We start from the raw sequence: 18,871 nt of genomic DNA, 5'->3' as shown, positions 1-18,871 counted from the left end.
ACGAAGCTGTGGCGAAGGGGTCCAATCACTTTTCGGAGCCTGCATTCAGGATTGCTGATGTGTAGAATCCTGGGAAAGCCACGTTCCGGAAAACCCCATGGATATCCACCAGCTCAAGTCATTGGTCACGATCGCCCGCTGCGGCACGGTCGCACGCGCGGCCGAGCTGCTGCACCTGAGCCAGCCGGCGATCAGCGCCCACATCAAGCAGCTCGAGGAAGAACTGCGGGTGCGCCTGTTCGAGCGCCACGCGCGCGGCATGAGCCTGACGCCGGCCGGCGAAGCCGTGTTCGAGCACGCCAAGCGTGCCCTGCATGCGGTCGACGCCATCCGCGACGAGGCCAATTCCCTGAACGGCGAGGTGGCCGGAGAACTGGTGATCGGCACCGTCAACGAGCCGGCCTTCCTGCGCCTGCCCGCGTTCCTGCGCCACATGCGAGAAGCCGCACCCCACGTCGCCATCTCGCTGGTGCAGGCGACCTCGGGAGCGGTGTTGAAGAACATCGAGGACGGCGTGTTCGACGCCGGTTTCGTGGAAGGGAAGCTGGATGGAATGGCGGTGGACGCCACCCTGCTCCAGCCGGTGGAATTCGTGGTCGGCTACCCGGCCGCCTGGCGCGAACGCATCCCAGCGGGCCCGGGCGCATTGGTGACGGCGCTGGCCCTGCCCTGGATCGGCACATCAAGCGACTGCTCCTTCCACAAGCTCACCAAGTCACTCTTCGCGCACCATGGGCATGCCTTCACGCCGGCGCTACGCACTGACGACGAGACGCTGCTGCTGGCAATGGTGGGGCAGGAAGCCGGCCTCTCGCTGCTGCGGCGCGACATGCTGGATGCGCACGGCAAGGGCGACGTCTGCGCCCTCGACGGCGTCGTGGTCGACGCCGGCATGCACTTCGTCACCGCCCAGTCGCCCGCCAAACCGGGCCTGCTGCGGGTAGCGCAGCGGGCAATCCGCCGCGCCTGGCCCGCTACATGACAGTGATGGTACTGGCCAGCTTCGCCATTCCGCCGGCAAACAGGCCGACGATCCTTCCCTGCTCCAGCTTCAGCTCGACCGTGATGCGCGAAGGCGAGGGCGTGGCCATGTGGGCGCCCTGCCTGATCAGCATCTCCGCTCGCCTGAAGCCCGCGCGGTCGTACAGGTAGCAGGCCAGCGGCCCGGCCGCCATGCCGGTCGCGGCTTCTTCCTCGATGCCATAGCAGGGCCCGAACATGCGGGCGGTGGCGGCGAACTCCCCATCGGTCGTGGCGAACACGTAGTAGCCGATCGCCCCGAAGGCCTCGCTGATCGCCGCGATTTCCTTCATATCCGGGCTCAGTTCAGCCAGCTGCGCTTCGCTTCGCACATGGACCAGCACGAAGCGGTTACCGGTGCCCACCATGCAGGGCGGCGCGACGACACGTCCCGGCGTGAGGCCCAGGCTGGCCAGGATGCGGTTGGCGCTCACGCCAGGCGGGAAGATGGCCTCGTCGATGTAGGTCGGCGCCAGCTGCTCCATATAGGCCTCGCTACCCCGCAGGAAGATGCGCCGGGTGCCGTCGATCGTCTCTTTCGAACTCTCGGGACCCGTAACTAGTCCACGCTGGGCCAGCAGCGAAAAGGTGGCGATGGTCGCGTGGCCGCAGTGCGCGATCTGGCGGCTGGGCGTGAAGAACTCGAGCTTGATGCCGGCGACCTGCGAGCGCGAGACGAAGGCCGTTTCCGACAGGCCGACCAGTTGGGCGATGCGCAGCTTCTCGGCGGACGAGAGCGCATCCGCATCGAGCACCACGCCCGCCGGATTGCCGCCCTTCCCTTCGTCCACGAACGCGTTCACGATGTTGACGGTATGTGCCATGACTCCTCCTTGCTTGAATGAGTCGGCACTGTACGGGACCGGCTATGCACCGGTCCAATCAGCTTTGCGCAGCAGCCTTCAGGATTGCTGAAGGCCTTGGTCGTTCAGACCATGTCGGCGAAGCCCACCCGGTCGGTAGTGGCGTTGCGCGCATCCTCGACCCGCACCTTGTGCGACGCCAGCAGCCCCTCGAGCGAGGCGTTCATGGTGTGGCAGCCTGGATCGCGGCCGGCGTTCATGTGGGTGCGGATGGCGCCGACGTCGCCGGCTTCCAGCATGCGCATGATGGCCGGGCTCGGGGTCAGGCATTCGGTGGCGAGGTGGTAGCGGTTGCCCTCCACCGACGGCAGCAGCGCCTGGCACAGCACGCCGCGCAGGGCGTGCGCCAGCGCCTGGGCCTGGGCTTCCGAGTTGCCGAGCAGGCGCAGCATCTTCTGCAGGCCCAGTTCGGTCGAGCGTGCGTGCAGCGTGGCCAGCACCAGCGGACCGGATTCGGCCAGGGCCAGGGCTTCCTGCGCCGTCTCGGCGTCGCGGATCTCGCCGATCACGATCACGTCCGGGCGCTCGCGCAGGGCGTCCAGCGCACCGAGGTAATAGCTGGCCACGTCGGCATCCTCACCCACTTCGCGCTGGGTGATGATGCACTTGCGCTGTGGGATCAGGGTCTCGACCGGGTCTTCGATGGTGATGATGTGGCCGGAGCGCTGCTTGTTGATCTCGTCGATCATCGACGCGATGGTGGTCGACTTGCCCTGGCAGGTATCGCCGATGATCAGCACCAGGCCGCTGGCCAGGCGCGCGAATTCCTGCTCGTCCTGCCACAGGCCCAGCTCGGAGAGCGCCAGCGGCTCCTTCGGGAAGCGGCGGATCACGCAGCCCAAGCGCTTCTTGCCCTGGAAACTGAAGCAGTTGGCACGGATGCGCGCGGTATGCAGGTCGATCGAGCGGTCGAAGGCGCGCACCGTGATGCGTTCGGCCCAGTTGGGCTCGATGACGTCGAAGAATTCTTCCAGCTCTTCCTTGGTGATCGGCGAATCCGTCACCGCCACCAGCCCCTTCGGCTGGCGTAGCATCAGCGGGCTGTTCTGGTGGATGATGATGTCCGAGAACACCAGGCGCGAGTTCAGCAGGTGCAGGATCTGCTCGACCAGGGTCCCGAAGACCGGGTGGTCTTCGTTCTCGATGTAGGACAGGGTGGGGATCTGCGAGGACTGGTGGTATTCCATCTGGCCGGCACGTGGTAGAAGTTTAAACAGTGCTGGACATTATAGAACCATGCATATCCGAAATATTGCAAAAGTGAAAGAAAAATGTTTAGCGTGACATAGCTGCAACGATGCGGTCGCCGAACAGGGTGATCGCCACGCCCAGCGCCACCACGCAGGCCCCTGCCACCCGCACGCCGGAGACCTTCCTCACCGCCATGTTGACCAGGCCGAAGTGGTCGATTGCCATCGAGGTGATCAGCTGGCCGGCGATCACCAGCACGATCAGACTCAGCAAGCCGATGCGCGGCGCCAGGAACACCGTCCCGAACACGAAGGCCGCGCCCAGGAAGCCGCCGGCGAATTTCCACGCCGGCTGGCTCGCGAGTGCGACGAAGCTCGGCCCGAGGCCGCCGCGCGAGAGCGCCACGCCGGCCAGCACGATGGTGCCGCAGCCGAAGGACACCAGGGCGGCGACCACGGAATTGGCGCCGATCGAGGCTGCCAGCTGGGTGTTCACGGCCGCCTGGACCGACATGGCCATGCCTACGCAAAAGGCCATCAACAAGAGAATCAGGTTCATCGCTATCTCCACCGGCACGCTGCCGGGGCAAAAAGCGCACGATTCTAGTGCAAACCGGCGCTTCGCGATAGCCGTACCGTACACGGGGTGGATGACGGCTTGTCCCGCCTGCCGTGCATTTCGGTGGCCCGGCACTGCACTTCGTCGCACGGACGATGCGCCGGACCCGGCATTGCCCTAGCATGGCCACATCGACAATTTGCCCTCAAGGAGACACCCATGCACAAGACCTCCCGCAGCACCACTGCCCTGCGCGGCATCGTCCTCGCCGCCGCCCTCGCCTGCGCCGCCGCCCCTTCGATGGCGGAAGGCTGGTCCTTTTTCGGCGGCGAAACGGTTCAGGGTAGCGGCGCGGTGAAGCGCCAGGCGCGTCAGGTAACGAACTTCAAGGGCCTGGCCTTCGAGTTGCCCGGCAAGCTGGAACTGCGCCTGGGCGACAGCGAAGGCGTCACGATCGAGACCGACGACAACCTGCTGCCGCTGGTCGAGACCGTGGTGGAAAACGGCACCCTGAAGATCCGCCCGTCCAAGCGCAACATGAACCTGCGCACCAAAAACCTGCGGGTGGTGGTCAGCGCACGCCAGATCGAACGGCTGTCGCTGGGCGGCTCGGGGACGATCGATGCCGACGTCCTGCGCGCACCGCGCCTGGACATCAGCCTGGGCGGCTCGGGCGAGGTCAATGTGGGCAAGCTGGACAGTGAGCAGGCGGTGGTCACCCTGGGCGGCAGCGGCGACTTCAAGGCCAGCGGCGGCAGCGCACGCAAGCTGTCGGTGTCGATCGGCGGCTCGGGCACCGTGGACATGGGACGGGTGCAGTCGGACAGCGTCAGCATCAACGTGGCCGGCTCCGGTGAAGCAACCGTCTGGGCGCGCCAGGAGCTGAGCATGTCGATCGCCGGCTCGGGCGACGTCAACTACTATGGCGACCCGCGCGTGAGCAAATCGGTGGTTGGTTCCGGCGATGCGCGCCGGATCGCGGCGGCGCCCCGCTGATTAGATAGAATTGTAGGGTGGGCGGGTCTCCCGCCCACGCCGTCAACCACGGCACTGTTAGTGGCCGCTGTGCGCGCTGTAGGTCAGCGGCCGCACCGGCACGCTCAGCTTCACGTCCTGGCGCTTGCCCGCGGCATCCTGGACCTGCAGCGTCAGGTCCACGTTCTCGCCTTCCTTCACCTGGCGCTTCAGGTCCATCAGCATCACGTGGTAGCCGCCGCTGGCCAGGTTGACCGCCTTCCCGGCCGGCAGCTCGATCGCATCCACGCGGCGCATGCGCATGGTCTGGCCTTCCATCGCCATCTCGTGCAGCTCGGCGCGGCCGGCGATGTCGGTCTGCACGCCGACCAGGCGCGCGGGCGCGGGCGACTGCACGCGCATGAAGGCGCCGGTCACCTTCTGGGCCGGTACGGTGGCGCGGATCCAGGGGTCGGACACGCTGACCTGGGCGAACACGGAGGCGGACAGCAGGCTGCCGGCGAACAGGGCGAGGATCTTGGCTTTCATGGCGACCGATATGAGAGATTGAACGGGAATTATAGCGTCAGGGTCCGCCGCGCAGGTATTCGCGCTCGACCAGCACGGTGTCGACGCCGTCGGTCAGCCATACCTGGCCATCCTGGATCGTGCACTGCAGCTGCATGTTCCGCTTTGCCATCTTCTCCAGCTGGACGCTGGCCTCGTTCGGGATGTTCACGACCGAGACGTTCTTGGCCCGGTCGATCTGCTTGTTGACGCCCTTGAACCAGATGTCGCTGGTGGCGCTGTAGCTGTACACGACCACCTTTTCCGAGCGGCCGGCGGCCTTGAGCAGGCGCTTGTCGTCGGGCTGGCCGACCTCGATCCAGGTCTGGATGGCACCGGTTAGGTCCTTCAGCCACATGGCCGGCTCCTCGACATCGAACAGGTCCTTGGTGAACACCAGCGCCGGGTCGGCGTGCAGCGCGAAGGCCAGCACGCGGATCATCACACGCTCGTCGGTCTCGGACGGGTGGCGCGCGATGGTCAGGCTGTGGTCGCCGTAGTAATTGCGGTCCATGTCGGCAATCGACAGGTCGGCCTTGTAGATGGTTGCTTTGAGAGCCATGGGTGAAATGCTTATCTGAGTGAACCCGCTATTGTCGCACGGCCCGGCACGGCGGGGGGAGAGGATGTATAGTCACGCTGATCACTATTGATGGAGACACGCATGACCAATGCATTCCCCCCGAACCAGCAGTTCCGCCTTGCCGCCCGCCCGCTCGGCCTGCCGAGGAACGAAGACTGGCAGTTCCACGAAGAGGCGGTTCCCGAAGCCCAGGACGGCGGCATCGTCGTCAAGGTGCTGTACCTGTCGCTCGACCCGGCCATGCGCGGCTGGATGAACGAGGGCAAATCCTACATACGCCCGGTGGCGATCGGCGAAGTGATGCGCGCCGGGGGTCTGGGCATCGTGGTGGCCTCGCGCTCGCCGCGCTTCGCGGTGGGCGACTACGTCGCGGGCGGCACCGGCGTGCAGCGCTATTGGTCCGGCCCGGCCGACGACAAGACCGCCGCCTTCACTAAAATCGACCCGGCCGCCGCCCCGCTCACGGCCTGGCTCAACACCCTCGGCATGCCCGGCATGACCGCCTTCTTCGGCCTGCGCGAGATCGGCCAGCCGAAGCCGGGCGAGACCGTGGTGGTCTCGGGTGCGGCCGGCGCGGTCGGCATGACAGTCGGCCAGGTCGCGAAGAAGATGGGCTGCCGCGTGGTCGGCATCGCCGGCGGCGAAGACAAGTGCCGCTTCGTGGTCGAGCAGCTCGGCTTCGACGCCTGCATCGACTACAAGGCCGGCTCGGTCCACGCCGGCCTGAAGGAGCACTGCCCGCAGGGCGTGGACGTTTATTTCGACAACGTCGGCGGCGACATCCTGGACGCCGTCCTCACCCGCATCAACATGAAGGCGCGCATTGTCATCTGCGGCGCGATCTCGCAGTACAACGCCACCAGCCAGGTCAAGGGGCCGGCCAACTACCTGTCGCTGCTGGTGAACCGCGCGCGCATGGAAGGGATGGTGGTGTTCGACTACGCGCCGCGCTATGCCGAGGGCGTGGCCACGCTGGCAGGCTGGATGCAGGAAGGCAGCGTCAAGAGCACGGAATACGTGGTGGACGGCTTCGAGCGCTTCCCAGAGGCGCTCCTGATGCTGTTCGAAGGCAGGAACCTGGGCAAGCTGGTGCTCAAGGTGGCCGACGCCTGATTCGCCCCGCCTGGCACGGCCGGGAGCGTACCTCCCGGCCCACCTCTTGATCTGCGCCGCCTGCCATTCACATTCGCTGAACTTATCCTCATATAGCGCGTCTACGTCGATTTAGCCTGCCTAAATCGTTGCGAGGTGAACATGGCTCAGTTACCACAATCGGCCACCGGCCTGGCCGACCAAGGCGCGCGGGGGTAGCGCCATGCCTGCGCACGACGCCCCCGCACCCGAGCCGCCCGGCGGCATCCTGGCCCAGCTGCGCGCCGACCACGCCCACGTACGCGCCCTGTTCCACGCCTTCGCGATGCTCGACCGCGAAGAAGAGGCCGAGCGCGAACGCGTGGTCGACGACCTGTGCGACGCGCTCGCCATGCACGCCCTGCTCGAGGACGAACTGTTCTACCCGGTGCTGCGCGCTGCGGTCGACGACAAGCTGCTCGAGGACGCGGCGCTGGAACACGACAGCATGCGCGAGCTGGTCGAGCAGCTCGAATCTCTGTTCCCCGACGATGCGTATTTCGACGTCAGCGTGGCCGTGCTGGCCGACGAAGTCGAGCGTCACGTCGCCTTCGAGGAAAACCTGCTGTTCCCGGCGCTGGCCCGCTCCGGCGCCGACCAGCTGGCGCTGGGACTGCGGCTGCACGCGCGCCGCGCCGAGCTCGAAACGAGCCTGCTTGAGCAGCCCCCGGCCATCGACGGCTGCGAGCCGCGCGGGCTGCTGCACGGCGCGACCGGACGGCTGCGCGAGCGGCGCTCGCGGCCACGCTAGCGCCGGTCCCGGCGTGAAGGAACTAACGCTCCAGCCTTCCCTCTAAACGGCACGAGCGCATCCATAAGGCGCTCGCGGGTTCCCGATCGAAGACTTTGACCACCTCAGGGCACACAAGGAGAGCGACATGGCGACAAGCAAAGAGAACGGCAAGGGCAACGCCCAGAAGAGCGGCGGACAGCCCGCCAAGCGCGGTTTCGCGGCGATGGACCAGAACCAGCAGCGCGAGATCGCCAGCAAGGGCGGACAGGCGGCGCACCAGAAGGGCACCGCACACGAGTTCGACTCCGAAGAAGCACGCCGCGCCGGCCAGAAAGGCGGCGAGGCAGTCAGCCGCAACCGCGCGCACATGGCCGACATCGGACGCAAGGGCGGCGAAAGCCGCCAGTCGGCACAGCGGGCAGCGGCAGCGGCCAAGAACACCGGCAACCGGCAAGGAGAAAAGGAAAGCTGACACGCCTTCCCTCGATCCAAGCAGCGTGGCATTCACACCACGGCGCCGAGGGGCGCCGTCTACCCGGGGGGCAACCGCACAGGCCTCGACCGTCCTCGTGCTACATTGCGCCCCCTATGCGCAAACTTCCCTACCTCACCGCCTACCCCGAGCACCTGCTGGCCCAGGTCGGCCAGCTGATCGACGCCGGCCAGCTCGGCGACGTCCTCCTGCAACGCTATCCCGCGGCGCACGGCATCCGCACCGACAAGGCGCTCTACGGCTATGTGCAGGAACTGAAGGACGATTACCTGCGCCAGGCCGATCCCGTATCCAAGGTCGCCTTCGACAGCAAGATCCACGTGGTGCAGCATGCGCTCGGCCTGCACACCGCCGTCTCGCGGGTGCAGGGCAGCCGCCTCAAGGCCAAGCGCGAGATCCGTATCGCCAGCGTGTTCCGCGACACCCCGCTCCCTTTCCTGCGCATGATCGCCGTGCACGAACTGGCCCACCTCAAGGAAAAGGAACACGACAAGGCCTTCTACAAACTGTGCTGCTGGATGGAGCCGGCCTACCACCAGCTCGAATTCGACCTGCGGCTCTATCTCACCTGGCTCAACCTGGGCGGCCGCCGCTTATGGAGCGAGGAAGCGCCCTGAACCGCGCAGCCGTCTGTTCAAGTTCTTTCGTTGCCATCGAACAACAACGATTGTCAGATTGGTTCGTTGCCTTTTGTAAATATCTCGACTTTCATTGTTGCGTTAGGTAAAGTCTGAACGTCGCATGCCCGTGCGGGCAGCCCTCGCTCTTCCGTGCCGTTCCGGCCGCAATCTGACATCATGGCGTACCAGTTTACTTTCTCCGGCAATCCCCTTCCGGCTGCCCTGCGTGGCGGCGTGCTTGCCTGCGGCCTGCTGGCCACCGCGGCCACCGCGGCCGCCGACGCCGCGGACGCCGCCGCGCCAAGCTGGAAATTCTCCGGCTTCGGCACCCTGGGGGCGGTGCACGCCAGCGTGCGCGACGCCGACTTCACCTCGACGGTCATGCACGCCAACGGCGCCGGCCGCAGCGAGCGCTGGAGCCCCGACGTGGACAGCCGCCTGGGCGCCCAGCTCGACCTGGCGCTGGGACGCTGGTCGGGCGTGCTGCAGGTGGTCAGCGAACAGAATTTGGAAGGCAACTACCGCCCGCGCGTCGAGTGGGCCAACATCAAATACCAGGCGAGCCCGGACCTGGCGCTGCGCATCGGCCGCATCGCGCTGCCGGTGTTCCTGGCGGCCGACTACCGCAAGGTCGGCTACACCATGCCCTGGATCCGTCCGCCGGTCGAAGTCTATGGCGCCCTGCCGATCTCCAGCAGCGACGGCGTCGACGCCACCTGGCGCTGGAGCGTCGGCGACACCCGTCACGCCACCCAGGCCTTCTTCGGCCGCACCGACAGGCACCTGTACCTGGACCGCCGGCTGGAAGCGCACGGCATCGCCGGCCTGTCGCACGGGATCGAGCACGGCCCGCTGAGCGTGCGCCTGTCGGCGCTCACCGCGCACCTGACGACCGGGATCGGCACCGAGGTCTTCACCGCCCTGCGCGCCTTCGGTCCGCAGGGCCAGGCGCTGGCTGCGCGCTACGCGATCGAGCACAAGCGCGTGAGCATGGCCAGCGCCGGCTTCAGCTACGATCCGGGCCAGTGGTTCGTGAGTGCCGAGGCCGGCCACGCCCACACCCATTCTCTCCTGGGCAGGACCAGCACCATGTATGCCGGCGGTGGCTACCGCTTCACCACCCTGACGCCCTACCTGGGCTTTTCCAAGGTGCGCGCCCACGGCGCCAACCGCGACCCCGGCCTGCCGCTGGCCAGCCTGCCGCCGCAGGCACGCCCGCTGGCGGCCGCGCTCAATGCCGGACTGAACATCTACCTCGCAACGATTCCGATCCAGACCACGGTCAGCACCGGGATGCGCTGGGACCTCGCGACCGATGCTGCGCTGAAGCTCCAGTACGACCGCGTCCGCCCGACCGACGGGTCGCGCGGCACCCTCATCAATACGCCGTTCAGCTTCCGCTTCGGCCAGACCGTGCACGTGGCAAGCGTGGCGCTCGACTTCGTGTTCTGAGGCGGACGATGGCAATCCGCATCCGACACCTGGCGGCCGCCGCCGCCCTGCTGCTGGCGCAGGTGGCGCCTGGTACCGCGTCGGCCGAACTGGTCGTGATCGTCTCGGCGCGCAATCCGCTGCCGGCGCTGTCCGGCGACCAGGTCGCCGCAATCTTCCTCGGCCAGGCCGGTCGCTTTCCCGACGGCCTCGAGGCGGTCGCGCTCGACCAGCGCCTCGGCACGCTGGAGCGCAACCAGTTCTACGCCCAGGTCACCGGCAAGTCGCCGGCCCTGCTCAAGGCGCACTGGTCGAAGATGGTCTTCACCGGCCGCGGCCAGCCGCCGCGCGAAGCCGCCGACAGCGCCGCGGTGCGCCGCATGGTGGCCGACAACCCGTCGATGATCGGCTACATCGACCGCGCCGCGCTCGACGCCAGCGTGCGCCCGGTGCTAATACTGCGCTGAGCCCATGGACACCCTCGCCCCTTCCGTCCCTGCCCAGCCGCCGGAGCGCCGCACGCGCCGCACGGCGCTGGTGCGCTGGCTCGGGCGCGGCCTGGAAACCCACATCTCCCTGCCGCTGTTCGCGCTGCTGCTGGTGGCCGCGCTCTGGAGCGCGGCCCTGCACATGATCCGCGCCGAAGAGCGCGCAGCGCACGAAGCGGCCGGGGAAGCCACCCGCGAACTGGTGGACACCTACGAAGCCCAGATGGCGCGCAGCCTGAGCGGCATCGACCAGACCCTGCGCGTGCTGCAGTACGCGGTCGAGATGAACGGCCCCGGCGCCGCCCTGGAAGCGATGAGCGCCAAGGGCCTGCTGCCGCCCGGCCTGGTGTTCCAGGTGGCGCTCGTCGGCGCTGATGGACGCGTTTTGGCCAGCAATCCGCACACGCGCATCGGCGGCGACGTCTCGCGCGCCACCTGGTTCACCTGGCACCGCGAACACGACCGCGACCTTCCTTTCGTGAGCCAGACCATCGGCCGGCGCGAGCCGCACGTGGTGTTCTCGCGCCGCATCGAGGACGGCGCCGGCCGCTTCGCCGGGGTTGCCACGGTGGCGCTCGACCCGGCGTATTTCACCAGTTCCTACGAGCGTTCGCGCCTGGGCGAACACGGCCTGCTGGGCGTCACCGGCAGCGACGGCGTGGTGCGCGCGGCGCGCAGCGGCGAATACGTGTCCTGGGGCCAGCGCCTGGACCTGGACCAGGCCGACCGCGTGCGACTCACCCCGAGCGCCATCGACGGCGAGCTGCGCTACACCAGCACGCGCGCCCTGGGCGGCTTCCCGCTGGTGGCGGTAGTGGGGCTGTCCGAGGCCGAGCAGATGGCCGAGTTCCGCGCCCGCCGTCGCACCTGGCTGCTGGCCGCAAGCGCCGGCACCGCAGTCCTGATCCTGCTCGTGACCCTGGTCAGCGCCTGGTCCTGGCAGCTGGCCAAGGCGCGCCGGCGCGAGCGGCTGGCGCAGGAAACCTATGCCGCCGCCTCCGAAGGCAGCCTGGACGCCTTCTTCGTGCTGCGCACCGTGCGCAACGACAGCGGCGCGGTCATCGACTTCCTGGTCGAGACCACCAATACCCGCGCCGAACAGCTCACCGGCCTGCCCAAGGCGCACATGGAGGGCAAGCACATGTCGGTGCTGCTGCCCAGCTACCTGGGCCTGGGCGTGTTCGCCGACCTGGCGGCAGTCGCCAGCGACGGCGTGGCGCGCGAAGCCGAATGGCTGGCCGAGCTCGCGCCGGTTTTGAACCGCTGGCTGCACCGCCAGATCGTGCCGGTCGAAGGCGGCGTGGTGGCGATCGTGCGCGACATCACGGAGCGCAAGCTGGCCGAGCAGCGCATCCGCCACCTGGCCCACCACGACGAGCTGACCGGCCTGCCGAACCGCAGCCTGCTGCGCGACCGCCTCGGCCAGGCCATCCGCGACGCCGAGCGCAAGGGCAACGCGGTCGGCCTCGCCTTCATTGACCTGGACGGCTTCAAGCTGGTCAACGATGGCCTCGGCCACAACGCCGGCGACGAACTGCTGAAGGTGGTTGGCGAGCGCATGGTGCGCTGCCTGCGCCGCAACGACACCCTGGCGCGCTTCGGCGGCGACGAATTCGTGATCCTGCTGCCCGACCTGTCGGGCGACCCGATGGCGATCACGCCGCTGCTGGAAAAGGTGCGCCAGGCCGTCACCGAACCGGTCGAGGTCGGGGGCCAGGAAGTGCAGGTCAGCTGCAGCATGGGGGTCGTGCTCTACCCGCGCGACGGCGGGGACGCCAACACCCTGATGATGAACGCCGACGCCGCCATGTACCGCGCCAAGGAGAACAAGGACAGCTTCCAGTTCTACGCGAGCGAGATGAACGCCAGCGTGGAAGAGAAGCTGGTGCTGCTGGAAGGCATGCGCAGCGCGCTGGAAGCCTGCGGCGATCCCGCCCGCGGCCACGACGCCGGCCAGTTCCAGCTGCTGTACCAGCCGAAGCTCGACCTGCGCAGCGGCCGCATGTTCGGGGTCGAGGCCCTGATCCGCTGGAACCACCCCGAGCAGGGCATGATCTCGCCGCTGCGCTTCATCGGCCTGGCCGAAGAGAGCGGCCTGATCGTGCCGCTGGGCGAATGGGTGCTGCGCACCGCCTGCGCCCAGGCCCAGGCCTGGCGCGCGGCCGGCTTGCCGCCCCTGAGCATCTCGGTGAACGTGTCGGCCCGCCAGTTCGAGGAAAAGCGCCTGGTCGAGCGCATCGCCGGCGCCCTGCAGGATAGCGGCCTGCCGCCCGCCTGGCTGGAGATCGAGGTCACCGAAAGCTCGATCATGCGCGACCTGGGGCGCGCGGTGGACAAGATGCGCGAACTGAAGAACATGGGCCTGTCGCTCTCGATCGACGACTTCGGCACCGGTTACTCCAGCCTGTCGGCCCTCAAGTCCTTCCCGATCAGCCGCCTGAAGATCGACAAGAGTTTCGTGCGCGACCTGGCTGACAGCCCGGATGACCAGGCCATCGCGATGGCCGTGATTTCGCTCGGCCACAAGCTGAACCTGCGCGTCATCGCCGAAGGCGTCGAAACCGAACAGCAGCGCGCCTTCCTGCGCGCCAACGACTGCGACGAGATGCAAGGTTACCTGTTCAGCCGCCCGGTGCCGCCGGAACGCATCGCCGAACTGCTGGCCGCCGCACCGCCCGTCCCCAATCACCCGCTGGAGCTGCCATGACCCTGCTGCGCCACCTCGCTGTCCTGCTGATCGGTAACGACCCCGGCCTGCGCCGGATGCTGCAGTACTGGGGTGCGACCTGCATCCTGTACGTGGCCTGCATCGTGCTGCTGCTGGCCCAGGTGGCCGAGGGAATGACGGACCCGGTGGCGGCGCACCGGCTGATCGGCTACGGCGGCTGCGGCGCGGTCTGCTTCTACCTCCTGATCCGGGCCAGTGGCCGCATCGGCCTCAGGCCCGACCAGCTGGCCGTGTCGCAGGCCGTGTTTTCGCTGGTGTGCAGCATGGTGGCGTATGCGATCTCCGGACCGCTGCGCACGGCCATGCTGGTAATGACAGTGGTGGTGATCGTGTTCTGCATGTTTGCCGCCCGTCCGCGCCAGACCCTGCTGCTGGCGGTCGTGGCGCTGGCCGGCATGGGCGGCACCATGTTCTGGCTGCAGGCGACCGACCCGGCGCATTTTCCGCCGGTGACCGAGGCGATTACCTTCGGCTACCTGGCCGGCGCCCTGCTCTCCACCTCGGTGCTGAGCGTCGAGATGAGCAAGCTGCGTTCGCGCCTGAAGCAGCGCCGCATCGAGCTGAGCGAAGCGCTCGACACGATCCGGGTACTGGCCACGGTCGACGACCTGACCTCGCTGGTGAACCGGCGCCACATGCACGAAGTCCTCGCGGCCGAGGAGCGGCGCCAGCCTGAAGGCCGCGGCAGCTGCATCGCCCTGCTCGACATCGACTTCTTCAAGCGGGTCAACGACCAATACGGTCACGCCGCCGGCGACGCCGTGCTGCGCAGCTTCTCGACCACTGCGCGCTCCTGCCTGCGCGCCAACGACGTGCTGGCGCGCTGGGGCGGCGAGGAATTCCTGCTGCTGCTGCCCGACGCCACGCTGGACGACGCGCGCATGGTGCTGGAGCGGATGGCCGAGCGCGTGCACACCATGCCGGTGCCGGGCGTCGAAAAGCGCCGCATCAGCTTCTCGGCGGGCCTGGCCGCCCGCGGCGCGAGCGAGCCCTTCGCCGATGCGATCAGCCGCGCCGACAAGGCGCTGTACCAGGCCAAGGAGGCCGGGCGCGACCGCATCGTGCTGGCCTGAAGGCCGGCATCGGCCCAGCCATTATCGTGCGGCGGCCGCACATGCGCTTTGCTAGCATGGCGGCATGGCAATCAATGTACTGTTGGTCGACGACCTGATGCTCGACGTGGCCCTGACCCGGCGCGCGATGGAGGAATGCAGCATCGCACACCGCATCGTGGTGGCGGCCGATGGCGAGGAAGCGCAGCGCCTGGCCGGCGAGGCGGCGTTCGACCTGCTGCTGGTCGACATCAAGATGCCGCGCGTCGACGGCTTTGAACTCATGCAGCGCCTGCGCGAACGCGCCGGCCTGCCCCTGCCCGTGATCGTCCTGTCCGGATCGTCCCTGTTCACCGACCGTGCCCGCGCCGAGGAGCTGGGCGCGATCGAATACGTCCACAAGGCGCTCGACTTCGGCGAGTTCCGGCACGCGCTCAAGGCCGCCCTGGGGCGGCACGGCTTCTGCTAGGGCCTAGGCCTTCAGCAGACGCGGCAAGCCCTTGCCCCGCACCAGGTCCGGGAACAGCGCGCGCGCCACCTTGCCCGGCTCGACCCGGAAGGTTTCGGCGCAGACCTGGGCGATCAGGGTATCCAGGCCCAGGGTCGGGCGCAGGTCGCGGCCCTCCAGCAGGTCGGCGGGTCGCAAGCCCGGCCAGTCGGCCAGTACCCGTCCGCCCTGCACCGCGCCGCCCGCCAGCATCGCCGCCGCACCGGTGCCGTGATCGGTGCCGCCGGTGCCGTTGGCGGCGGCGGTGCGCCCGAACTCGGTCGCGACCAGCACCACGGTCTGGTCCCACACCGGCCCCAGGCCTTCGCGCAAGCCTTTGACCAGCTCGTCCAGGTTGCGCAGCTGGCCCGCAAGGCGGCCGTTCTGGCCGCTGTGCGTGTCCCAGCCGCCGGTCTCGATCATGGCGATGCGCGGGCCATCCGACCGCGCCAAGAAGCCGGCCGCCATCCGCCCGGTGTCTTCCGGCTTCTGGCCGCCCTTGCGTCCATCCAGGCCGCCCGCCATGCCGCGCGCGGCGAGCGCCGCCGACCACAACGCGTGCAGCTGCGGATCGCCCGCGTAGAGCTGGGCCACGCGCCCCATCAGGTCTTCGTTCGGCTCGGGCAACCCGGACGGGGCGTAGGACGCCACCGGCAAGGCGCCGCGCAGCGCCTGCGGCACCGTCGGCGCGAACGCGATCGCCTCTTTCCCGCGCGGCGACAGGAGGCCGGCCATGCGGTTCATCCAGCCGTCCTTCAAGGCATACGGCGCGCTGCCGCCGGTCTCCAGGATGTTCTGGCCGTCGAAGTGCGAGCGCTCGCGGTAGGGCGAGGCGACCGCATGGAAGAAGCTGGCCTGGCCGGCCTGGTACAGGGCCCCCAGCCCGGACAGCGACGGATGCAGCGCGAACGTGCCGTCGAGCCTGATGGCGCTCTGCGGCTCGATCGCAAGCGCTCCGCGCAGTTCCGCATAGGCCGGATCGGCGTAGGGAATCACTGTGTTCAGGCCATCGGCCGCGCCGCGCTGGATGATGAAGACGAAACGGCGCTCGGTGGGCAAAGCGACCTGGGCGAAGGCCACGCGCGGGGCCGCCGCGAGGCTGGCCACCCCGGCCAGGAAAGCACGTCGGTGCAAAGCCATCTTACCTCCTCAGAAAGTCGGGGGAAGCCAGCAGCAGCGCCAGCGCCGTGGCCGGGCTGTCGGAACGGGCAATGGCCTGACGCGTGCCCTCGGCCAGGCCGGGCAGCACGCTTGGCGCCAGGCGCCGCGCATCGATGGTGGCGCCTGCCTGGGCGCCGAAGCGCTGCGCCACCTCGACCCGGCGCAGCAGCGCATCGGGCGCGGCCCAGGCGCCGGCACCGTCGCCCCAGCCGGCGGGCGAGCCGGGACGCCAGACCGGCTGGCCCAGCTGGTTCATCAGGTTGGCCGCCTGCTGCGGGGGCATCTCGCGGCGCTCGAGCGCGCGCAGGCTCGACACCGCCCAATCCCAGGGCGACTTGAACTTGCCGGGACCCGGGGCCCAGGCTTCCTGCGCCAGCACCAGTTCGCGGTAGACGCTGGGCAGGTCGCCACCGGTCTTTCTGAAAGCGGCGGCCAGGCGCAGCACCAGGCTGGCGGGCGGCTCGTCGGCGACGAAATGGCGCGCCAACTTGAGCGCGATGTGCTCGGCCGTGCTGGACGCCGCGGCGAGGTCGCGCAGGATGGCGCGCGCCTGCTCTTCGCCGCCGGCCGCGTAGCTGCGCCCCAGCACGCGGCGCTCGCCTGGCTCGTGCTGGTAAGGCGCGAAGCGGAACGGCGCCACGTCGTCCGCGACCGGCGCCTTGTCGCCGTCGTCGGGCAGGGTCCAGCCGGTGAGCGCGCGCGCAAGCTCGGTGACATCCTGCTGGGTGTAGCCGCTGCGCACCCCGAGCGTATGCAGTTCGAGGATTTCGCGCGCCAGGTTTTCGTTGAGGCCCACGTTGTTGCGCTGGCGCTGGCGGGCGCGCACCCCGGCCGGGCTGTCCGGGCCGGTGGAACGGGCCTGGTCCAGGAACACCAGCATGGCCGGATGGCGCACCGCGGCCAGCAGCAGGTCTTCGAAGCGGCCCAGGATGTGGAGACGGATGGCGTCGGCCTCGAAGCTGCCGGCCAGTCCCGTCACCGGGTTCTTGTCGACCGAGACGGCGAAGTGATTGGACCAGAAATGCACCAGGCGTTCGGCAAACGGCGTGGGCGTCTGCAGGGCGCTGGCGACGCGGGCACCGATGGCGCTGCGGTAGCCCTCCTGCTCCCTCTTGCGCCAGGCCTCGCGCACGGCGCTGCGCCCATCCTCGGGAGTCCTGCGTATTTCGCGCTGCTGGGCAACCCATTCGGCGGCGACGCGGCTGCTGCGCGGGATGGGACGCCAGGGCGCGGGCAAGGGGTCGTAGGCGTCGAACTGGGACAGCAGCCAGCGGCGCGGGTCGGCAGGCGGCTGCTCGCCGGGGCGGGCGCCCAGGCCGAAGCGGTTCAGGGCAATCGATTCAGGAAGCATGGGCGGGGCCTTCGCTGCAGGGCTTGCGGTCGCGGGAACGTATGCACATCCTCCTATTCCCGGCTCGGCCTGGAATAGTTCCAACTTTTTTCAAACTGCCATGCCCTGCCCCTGGGCCGCGCCGGCGCCTCAGGCGCCGCTGCGCAGGCTGCGGATCAAGGCATCCGGATCGGCCTCGACCCGCATCAGGCCAAGGTGCTCGGGCCGCACGAAGCCTTCTGCGCTCTGGTGGCGCACGAAAGCCACCAGGCCGTCCCAGAAGCCGCCCGCGTTGAGCAGGCCAACCGGCTTGGCGTGGATCCCGAGCTGGGCCCAGGTCAGCATCTCGAACAGTTCTTCCAGCGTGCCCATCCCGCCCGGCATGGCGATGAAGCCTTCCGACAGTTCGGCCATCATCGCCTTGCGCTCGTGCATGTCCTTCACCACGAACAGGCGAGTCAGGCCGGCATGGCCGACTTCGCGCTCGACCAGGGCCTTGGGGATCACGCCGGTGGCTTCGCCACCCAGGCGCAGCACTTCGTCGGCGATCACGCCCATCAGGCCGACCTTGCCGCCGCCGTAGACCAGGCCGATGTTGTGGTCGACCAGGGCCGCGGCCAAGGCGCGCGCGGCATCGGTGTAGAGAGGGTTGACGCCGTGCGAGGCGCCGCAATAGACGGCCAGGGTCTTCATCATGAAACCGGATAAATGATGTAAATCGTTACAGGAAATCGGCGCCGGGCTTCGCCTCGGCGGACAGCTTCTTGAGGTATTCCTCGGACAGCTTCTCGAACAGCAGGCGGGTGTCGCCGCGCAGGTAAGGGCCGACCATCGACAGCACCTGGTAGCAGCCGCGCGCCAGCGCGTCGGCGATCGCCTGCTGCTCGCTGTACTTGCGCGGATTGCGCACGTATTCGTAGGACAGCCAGTAGGTCGCCACCACCACCATGTTGGTCGCCATGGCGCCGATCTGCTGGTCGGAGGCTTCCAGCGAGCCTTCGCTGCGCAGGTCCTCGCACAGCTGGCGCGCCACCTTGATCTTGTGGGCCAGGATCGCCTTGAAGTGCAGCTCCAGCTTGCGGTTGCGCGACAGCAGGTCGTTCAGGTCGCGGTAGAAGAAGCGGTAGCGCCAGATCAGCTCGAACATCAGGTGCAGGTAAAGCCACACGTCTTCCATGTTCGAGCGGCGCCCGGCCGGCACGGTCAGGATGCGCTCGATCTCCATCTCGAACTGGACGAAGATGGAGTTGACGATGTCGTCCTTGTTCCTGAAGTGATAGTACAGGTTGCCGGGCGAGATATTCATCTCTTCGGCGATGACCGTCGTCGTGATGTTCGGCTCGCCGAACTCGTTGAACAGCCTGAGCGAGAGCTCGAGGATGCGTTCGCGGGTCCGGCGCGGAGCTTTTTGTTGCATGAAGGGCGAAGTTTGTGATTCCAGCCGCGAGGATAACACCAAATGCTGTCAATGAGACAGCATC

20 protein-coding genes are annotated in these 18,871 nt (G+C 68.1%); 11 read left to right on the top strand and 9 right to left on the bottom strand.

From position 1 onward, the window contains the following. Nucleotides 1-97: 97 nt before the first annotated feature. On the top strand, nucleotides 98-982 hold the full coding sequence (locus LK539_RS10110; protein ID WP_227800787.1) for a LysR family transcriptional regulator: 885 nt from the start codon (nucleotides 98-100) through the stop codon (nucleotides 980-982). Here the strand turns inward: LK539_RS10110 and LK539_RS10105 are convergent. The 3 genes from LK539_RS10105 to LK539_RS10095 form a co-directional block, all read right to left on the bottom strand. Next, on the bottom strand, nucleotides 975-1,844 hold the full coding sequence (locus LK539_RS10105) for a PhzF family phenazine biosynthesis protein (protein ID WP_227800786.1): 870 nt from the start codon (nucleotides 1,842-1,844) through the stop codon (nucleotides 975-977). The genes LK539_RS10110 and LK539_RS10105 overlap by 8 nt on opposite strands. A gap of 104 nt (nucleotides 1,845-1,948) precedes the next feature. Further along, nucleotides 1,949-3,070 (bottom strand): type IV pilus twitching motility protein PilT, encoded by a 1,122-nt coding sequence (locus LK539_RS10100; RefSeq protein WP_227800785.1) that lies wholly within the window; start codon nucleotides 3,068-3,070, stop codon nucleotides 1,949-1,951. An 88-nt stretch (nucleotides 3,071-3,158) separates the two neighbouring features. Beyond that, entirely contained in the window at nucleotides 3,159-3,632 is a 474-nt protein-coding gene (locus tag LK539_RS10095; protein ID WP_227800784.1) for a DMT family transporter, read from the bottom strand. Nucleotides 3,633-3,851: 219 nt separating this feature from the next. Between LK539_RS10095 and LK539_RS10090 the strand changes: the two genes are divergently transcribed. Continuing rightward, nucleotides 3,852-4,628 (top strand): head GIN domain-containing protein, encoded by a 777-nt coding sequence (locus tag LK539_RS10090; protein WP_227800783.1) that lies wholly within the window; start codon nucleotides 3,852-3,854, stop codon nucleotides 4,626-4,628. 57 nt (nucleotides 4,629-4,685) lie between these two features. On the opposite strand, the gene LK539_RS10085 is transcribed toward LK539_RS10090, so the two are convergent. Further along, nucleotides 4,686-5,135 (bottom strand): copper chaperone PCu(A)C, encoded by a 450-nt coding sequence (locus LK539_RS10085; protein WP_227800782.1) that lies wholly within the window; start codon nucleotides 5,133-5,135, stop codon nucleotides 4,686-4,688. Nucleotides 5,136-5,172: 37 nt separating this feature from the next. Continuing rightward, the gene (locus LK539_RS10080; RefSeq protein WP_227800781.1) at nucleotides 5,173-5,715 is read right to left on the bottom strand and encodes a YaeQ family protein; all 543 of its coding nucleotides are present in this window, start codon (nucleotides 5,713-5,715) and stop codon (nucleotides 5,173-5,175) included. Between the two features lie 102 nt (nucleotides 5,716-5,817). Between LK539_RS10080 and LK539_RS10075 the strand changes: the two genes are divergently transcribed. The 9 genes from LK539_RS10075 to LK539_RS10035 all read left to right on the top strand — a co-directional run bounded on the left by LK539_RS10075 (nucleotide 5,818) and on the right by LK539_RS10035 (nucleotide 14,881). Next, complete coding sequence (locus LK539_RS10075) at nucleotides 5,818-6,849, top strand: NADP-dependent oxidoreductase (RefSeq protein WP_227800780.1); 1,032 nt, start codon at nucleotides 5,818-5,820, stop codon at nucleotides 6,847-6,849. 202 nt (nucleotides 6,850-7,051) lie between these two features. Then, the gene (locus LK539_RS10070) at nucleotides 7,052-7,618 is read left to right on the top strand and encodes a hemerythrin domain-containing protein (RefSeq protein ID WP_227800779.1); all 567 of its coding nucleotides are present in this window, start codon (nucleotides 7,052-7,054) and stop codon (nucleotides 7,616-7,618) included. Between the two features lie 127 nt (nucleotides 7,619-7,745). Beyond that, nucleotides 7,746-8,072, top strand: a complete 327-nt coding sequence (locus LK539_RS10065) for a KGG domain-containing protein (protein WP_227800778.1) — start codon at nucleotides 7,746-7,748, stop codon at nucleotides 8,070-8,072. A 116-nt stretch (nucleotides 8,073-8,188) separates the two neighbouring features. After that, nucleotides 8,189-8,710 (top strand): M48 family metallopeptidase, encoded by a 522-nt coding sequence (locus LK539_RS10060; RefSeq protein ID WP_227800777.1) that lies wholly within the window; start codon nucleotides 8,189-8,191, stop codon nucleotides 8,708-8,710. A gap of 180 nt (nucleotides 8,711-8,890) precedes the next feature. Next, a complete protein-coding gene (locus LK539_RS10055; protein WP_227800776.1) occupies nucleotides 8,891-10,165 on the top strand; it encodes a hypothetical protein in 1,275 nt (424 codons plus the stop codon). 8 nt (nucleotides 10,166-10,173) lie between these two features. Continuing rightward, entirely contained in the window at nucleotides 10,174-10,611 is a 438-nt protein-coding gene (locus tag LK539_RS10050; RefSeq protein ID WP_227800775.1) for a phosphate ABC transporter substrate-binding protein, read from the top strand. 4 nt (nucleotides 10,612-10,615) lie between these two features. Further along, the gene (locus LK539_RS10045) at nucleotides 10,616-13,339 is read left to right on the top strand and encodes an EAL domain-containing protein (RefSeq protein ID WP_227800774.1); all 2,724 of its coding nucleotides are present in this window, start codon (nucleotides 10,616-10,618) and stop codon (nucleotides 13,337-13,339) included. Beyond that, on the top strand, nucleotides 13,336-14,433 hold the full coding sequence (locus LK539_RS10040; RefSeq protein WP_227800773.1) for a diguanylate cyclase: 1,098 nt from the start codon (nucleotides 13,336-13,338) through the stop codon (nucleotides 14,431-14,433). The genes LK539_RS10045 and LK539_RS10040 overlap by 4 nt, the downstream gene beginning before the upstream one ends. A 64-nt stretch (nucleotides 14,434-14,497) precedes the next feature. Then, on the top strand, nucleotides 14,498-14,881 hold the full coding sequence (locus tag LK539_RS10035) for a response regulator (RefSeq protein WP_227800772.1): 384 nt from the start codon (nucleotides 14,498-14,500) through the stop codon (nucleotides 14,879-14,881). A 3-nt stretch (nucleotides 14,882-14,884) separates the two neighbouring features. Here the strand turns inward: LK539_RS10035 and LK539_RS10030 are convergent, their stop codons facing one another. The 4 genes from LK539_RS10030 to LK539_RS10015 all read right to left on the bottom strand — a co-directional run bounded on the left by LK539_RS10030 (nucleotide 14,885) and on the right by LK539_RS10015 (nucleotide 18,807). Next, nucleotides 14,885-16,039, bottom strand: coding sequence for a DUF1501 domain-containing protein (locus LK539_RS10030; protein ID WP_227800771.1), 1,155 nt, complete (start codon nucleotides 16,037-16,039; stop codon nucleotides 14,885-14,887). 1 nt (nucleotide 16,040) lies between these two features. Continuing rightward, nucleotides 16,041-17,411 (bottom strand): DUF1800 family protein, encoded by a 1,371-nt coding sequence (locus LK539_RS10025; RefSeq protein WP_227800770.1) that lies wholly within the window; start codon nucleotides 17,409-17,411, stop codon nucleotides 16,041-16,043. Between the two features lie 129 nt (nucleotides 17,412-17,540). Next, entirely contained in the window at nucleotides 17,541-18,083 is a 543-nt protein-coding gene (locus LK539_RS10020; RefSeq protein ID WP_227801136.1) for a TIGR00730 family Rossman fold protein, read from the bottom strand. Nucleotides 18,084-18,111: 28 nt separating this feature from the next. Next, nucleotides 18,112-18,807 (bottom strand): TetR/AcrR family transcriptional regulator, encoded by a 696-nt coding sequence (locus LK539_RS10015; protein ID WP_227800769.1) that lies wholly within the window; start codon nucleotides 18,805-18,807, stop codon nucleotides 18,112-18,114. Between the last annotated feature and the right edge of the window lie 64 nt (nucleotides 18,808-18,871).

Source organism: Massilia sp. IC2-476 (genome assembly GCF_020707295.1).
Taxonomy (GTDB): Bacteria; Pseudomonadota; Gammaproteobacteria; order Burkholderiales; family Burkholderiaceae_D; genus Telluria.
The sequence above is the reverse complement of the archived record's forward strand: the minus strand, read 5'-3'. Positions and strand labels throughout refer to the sequence as shown.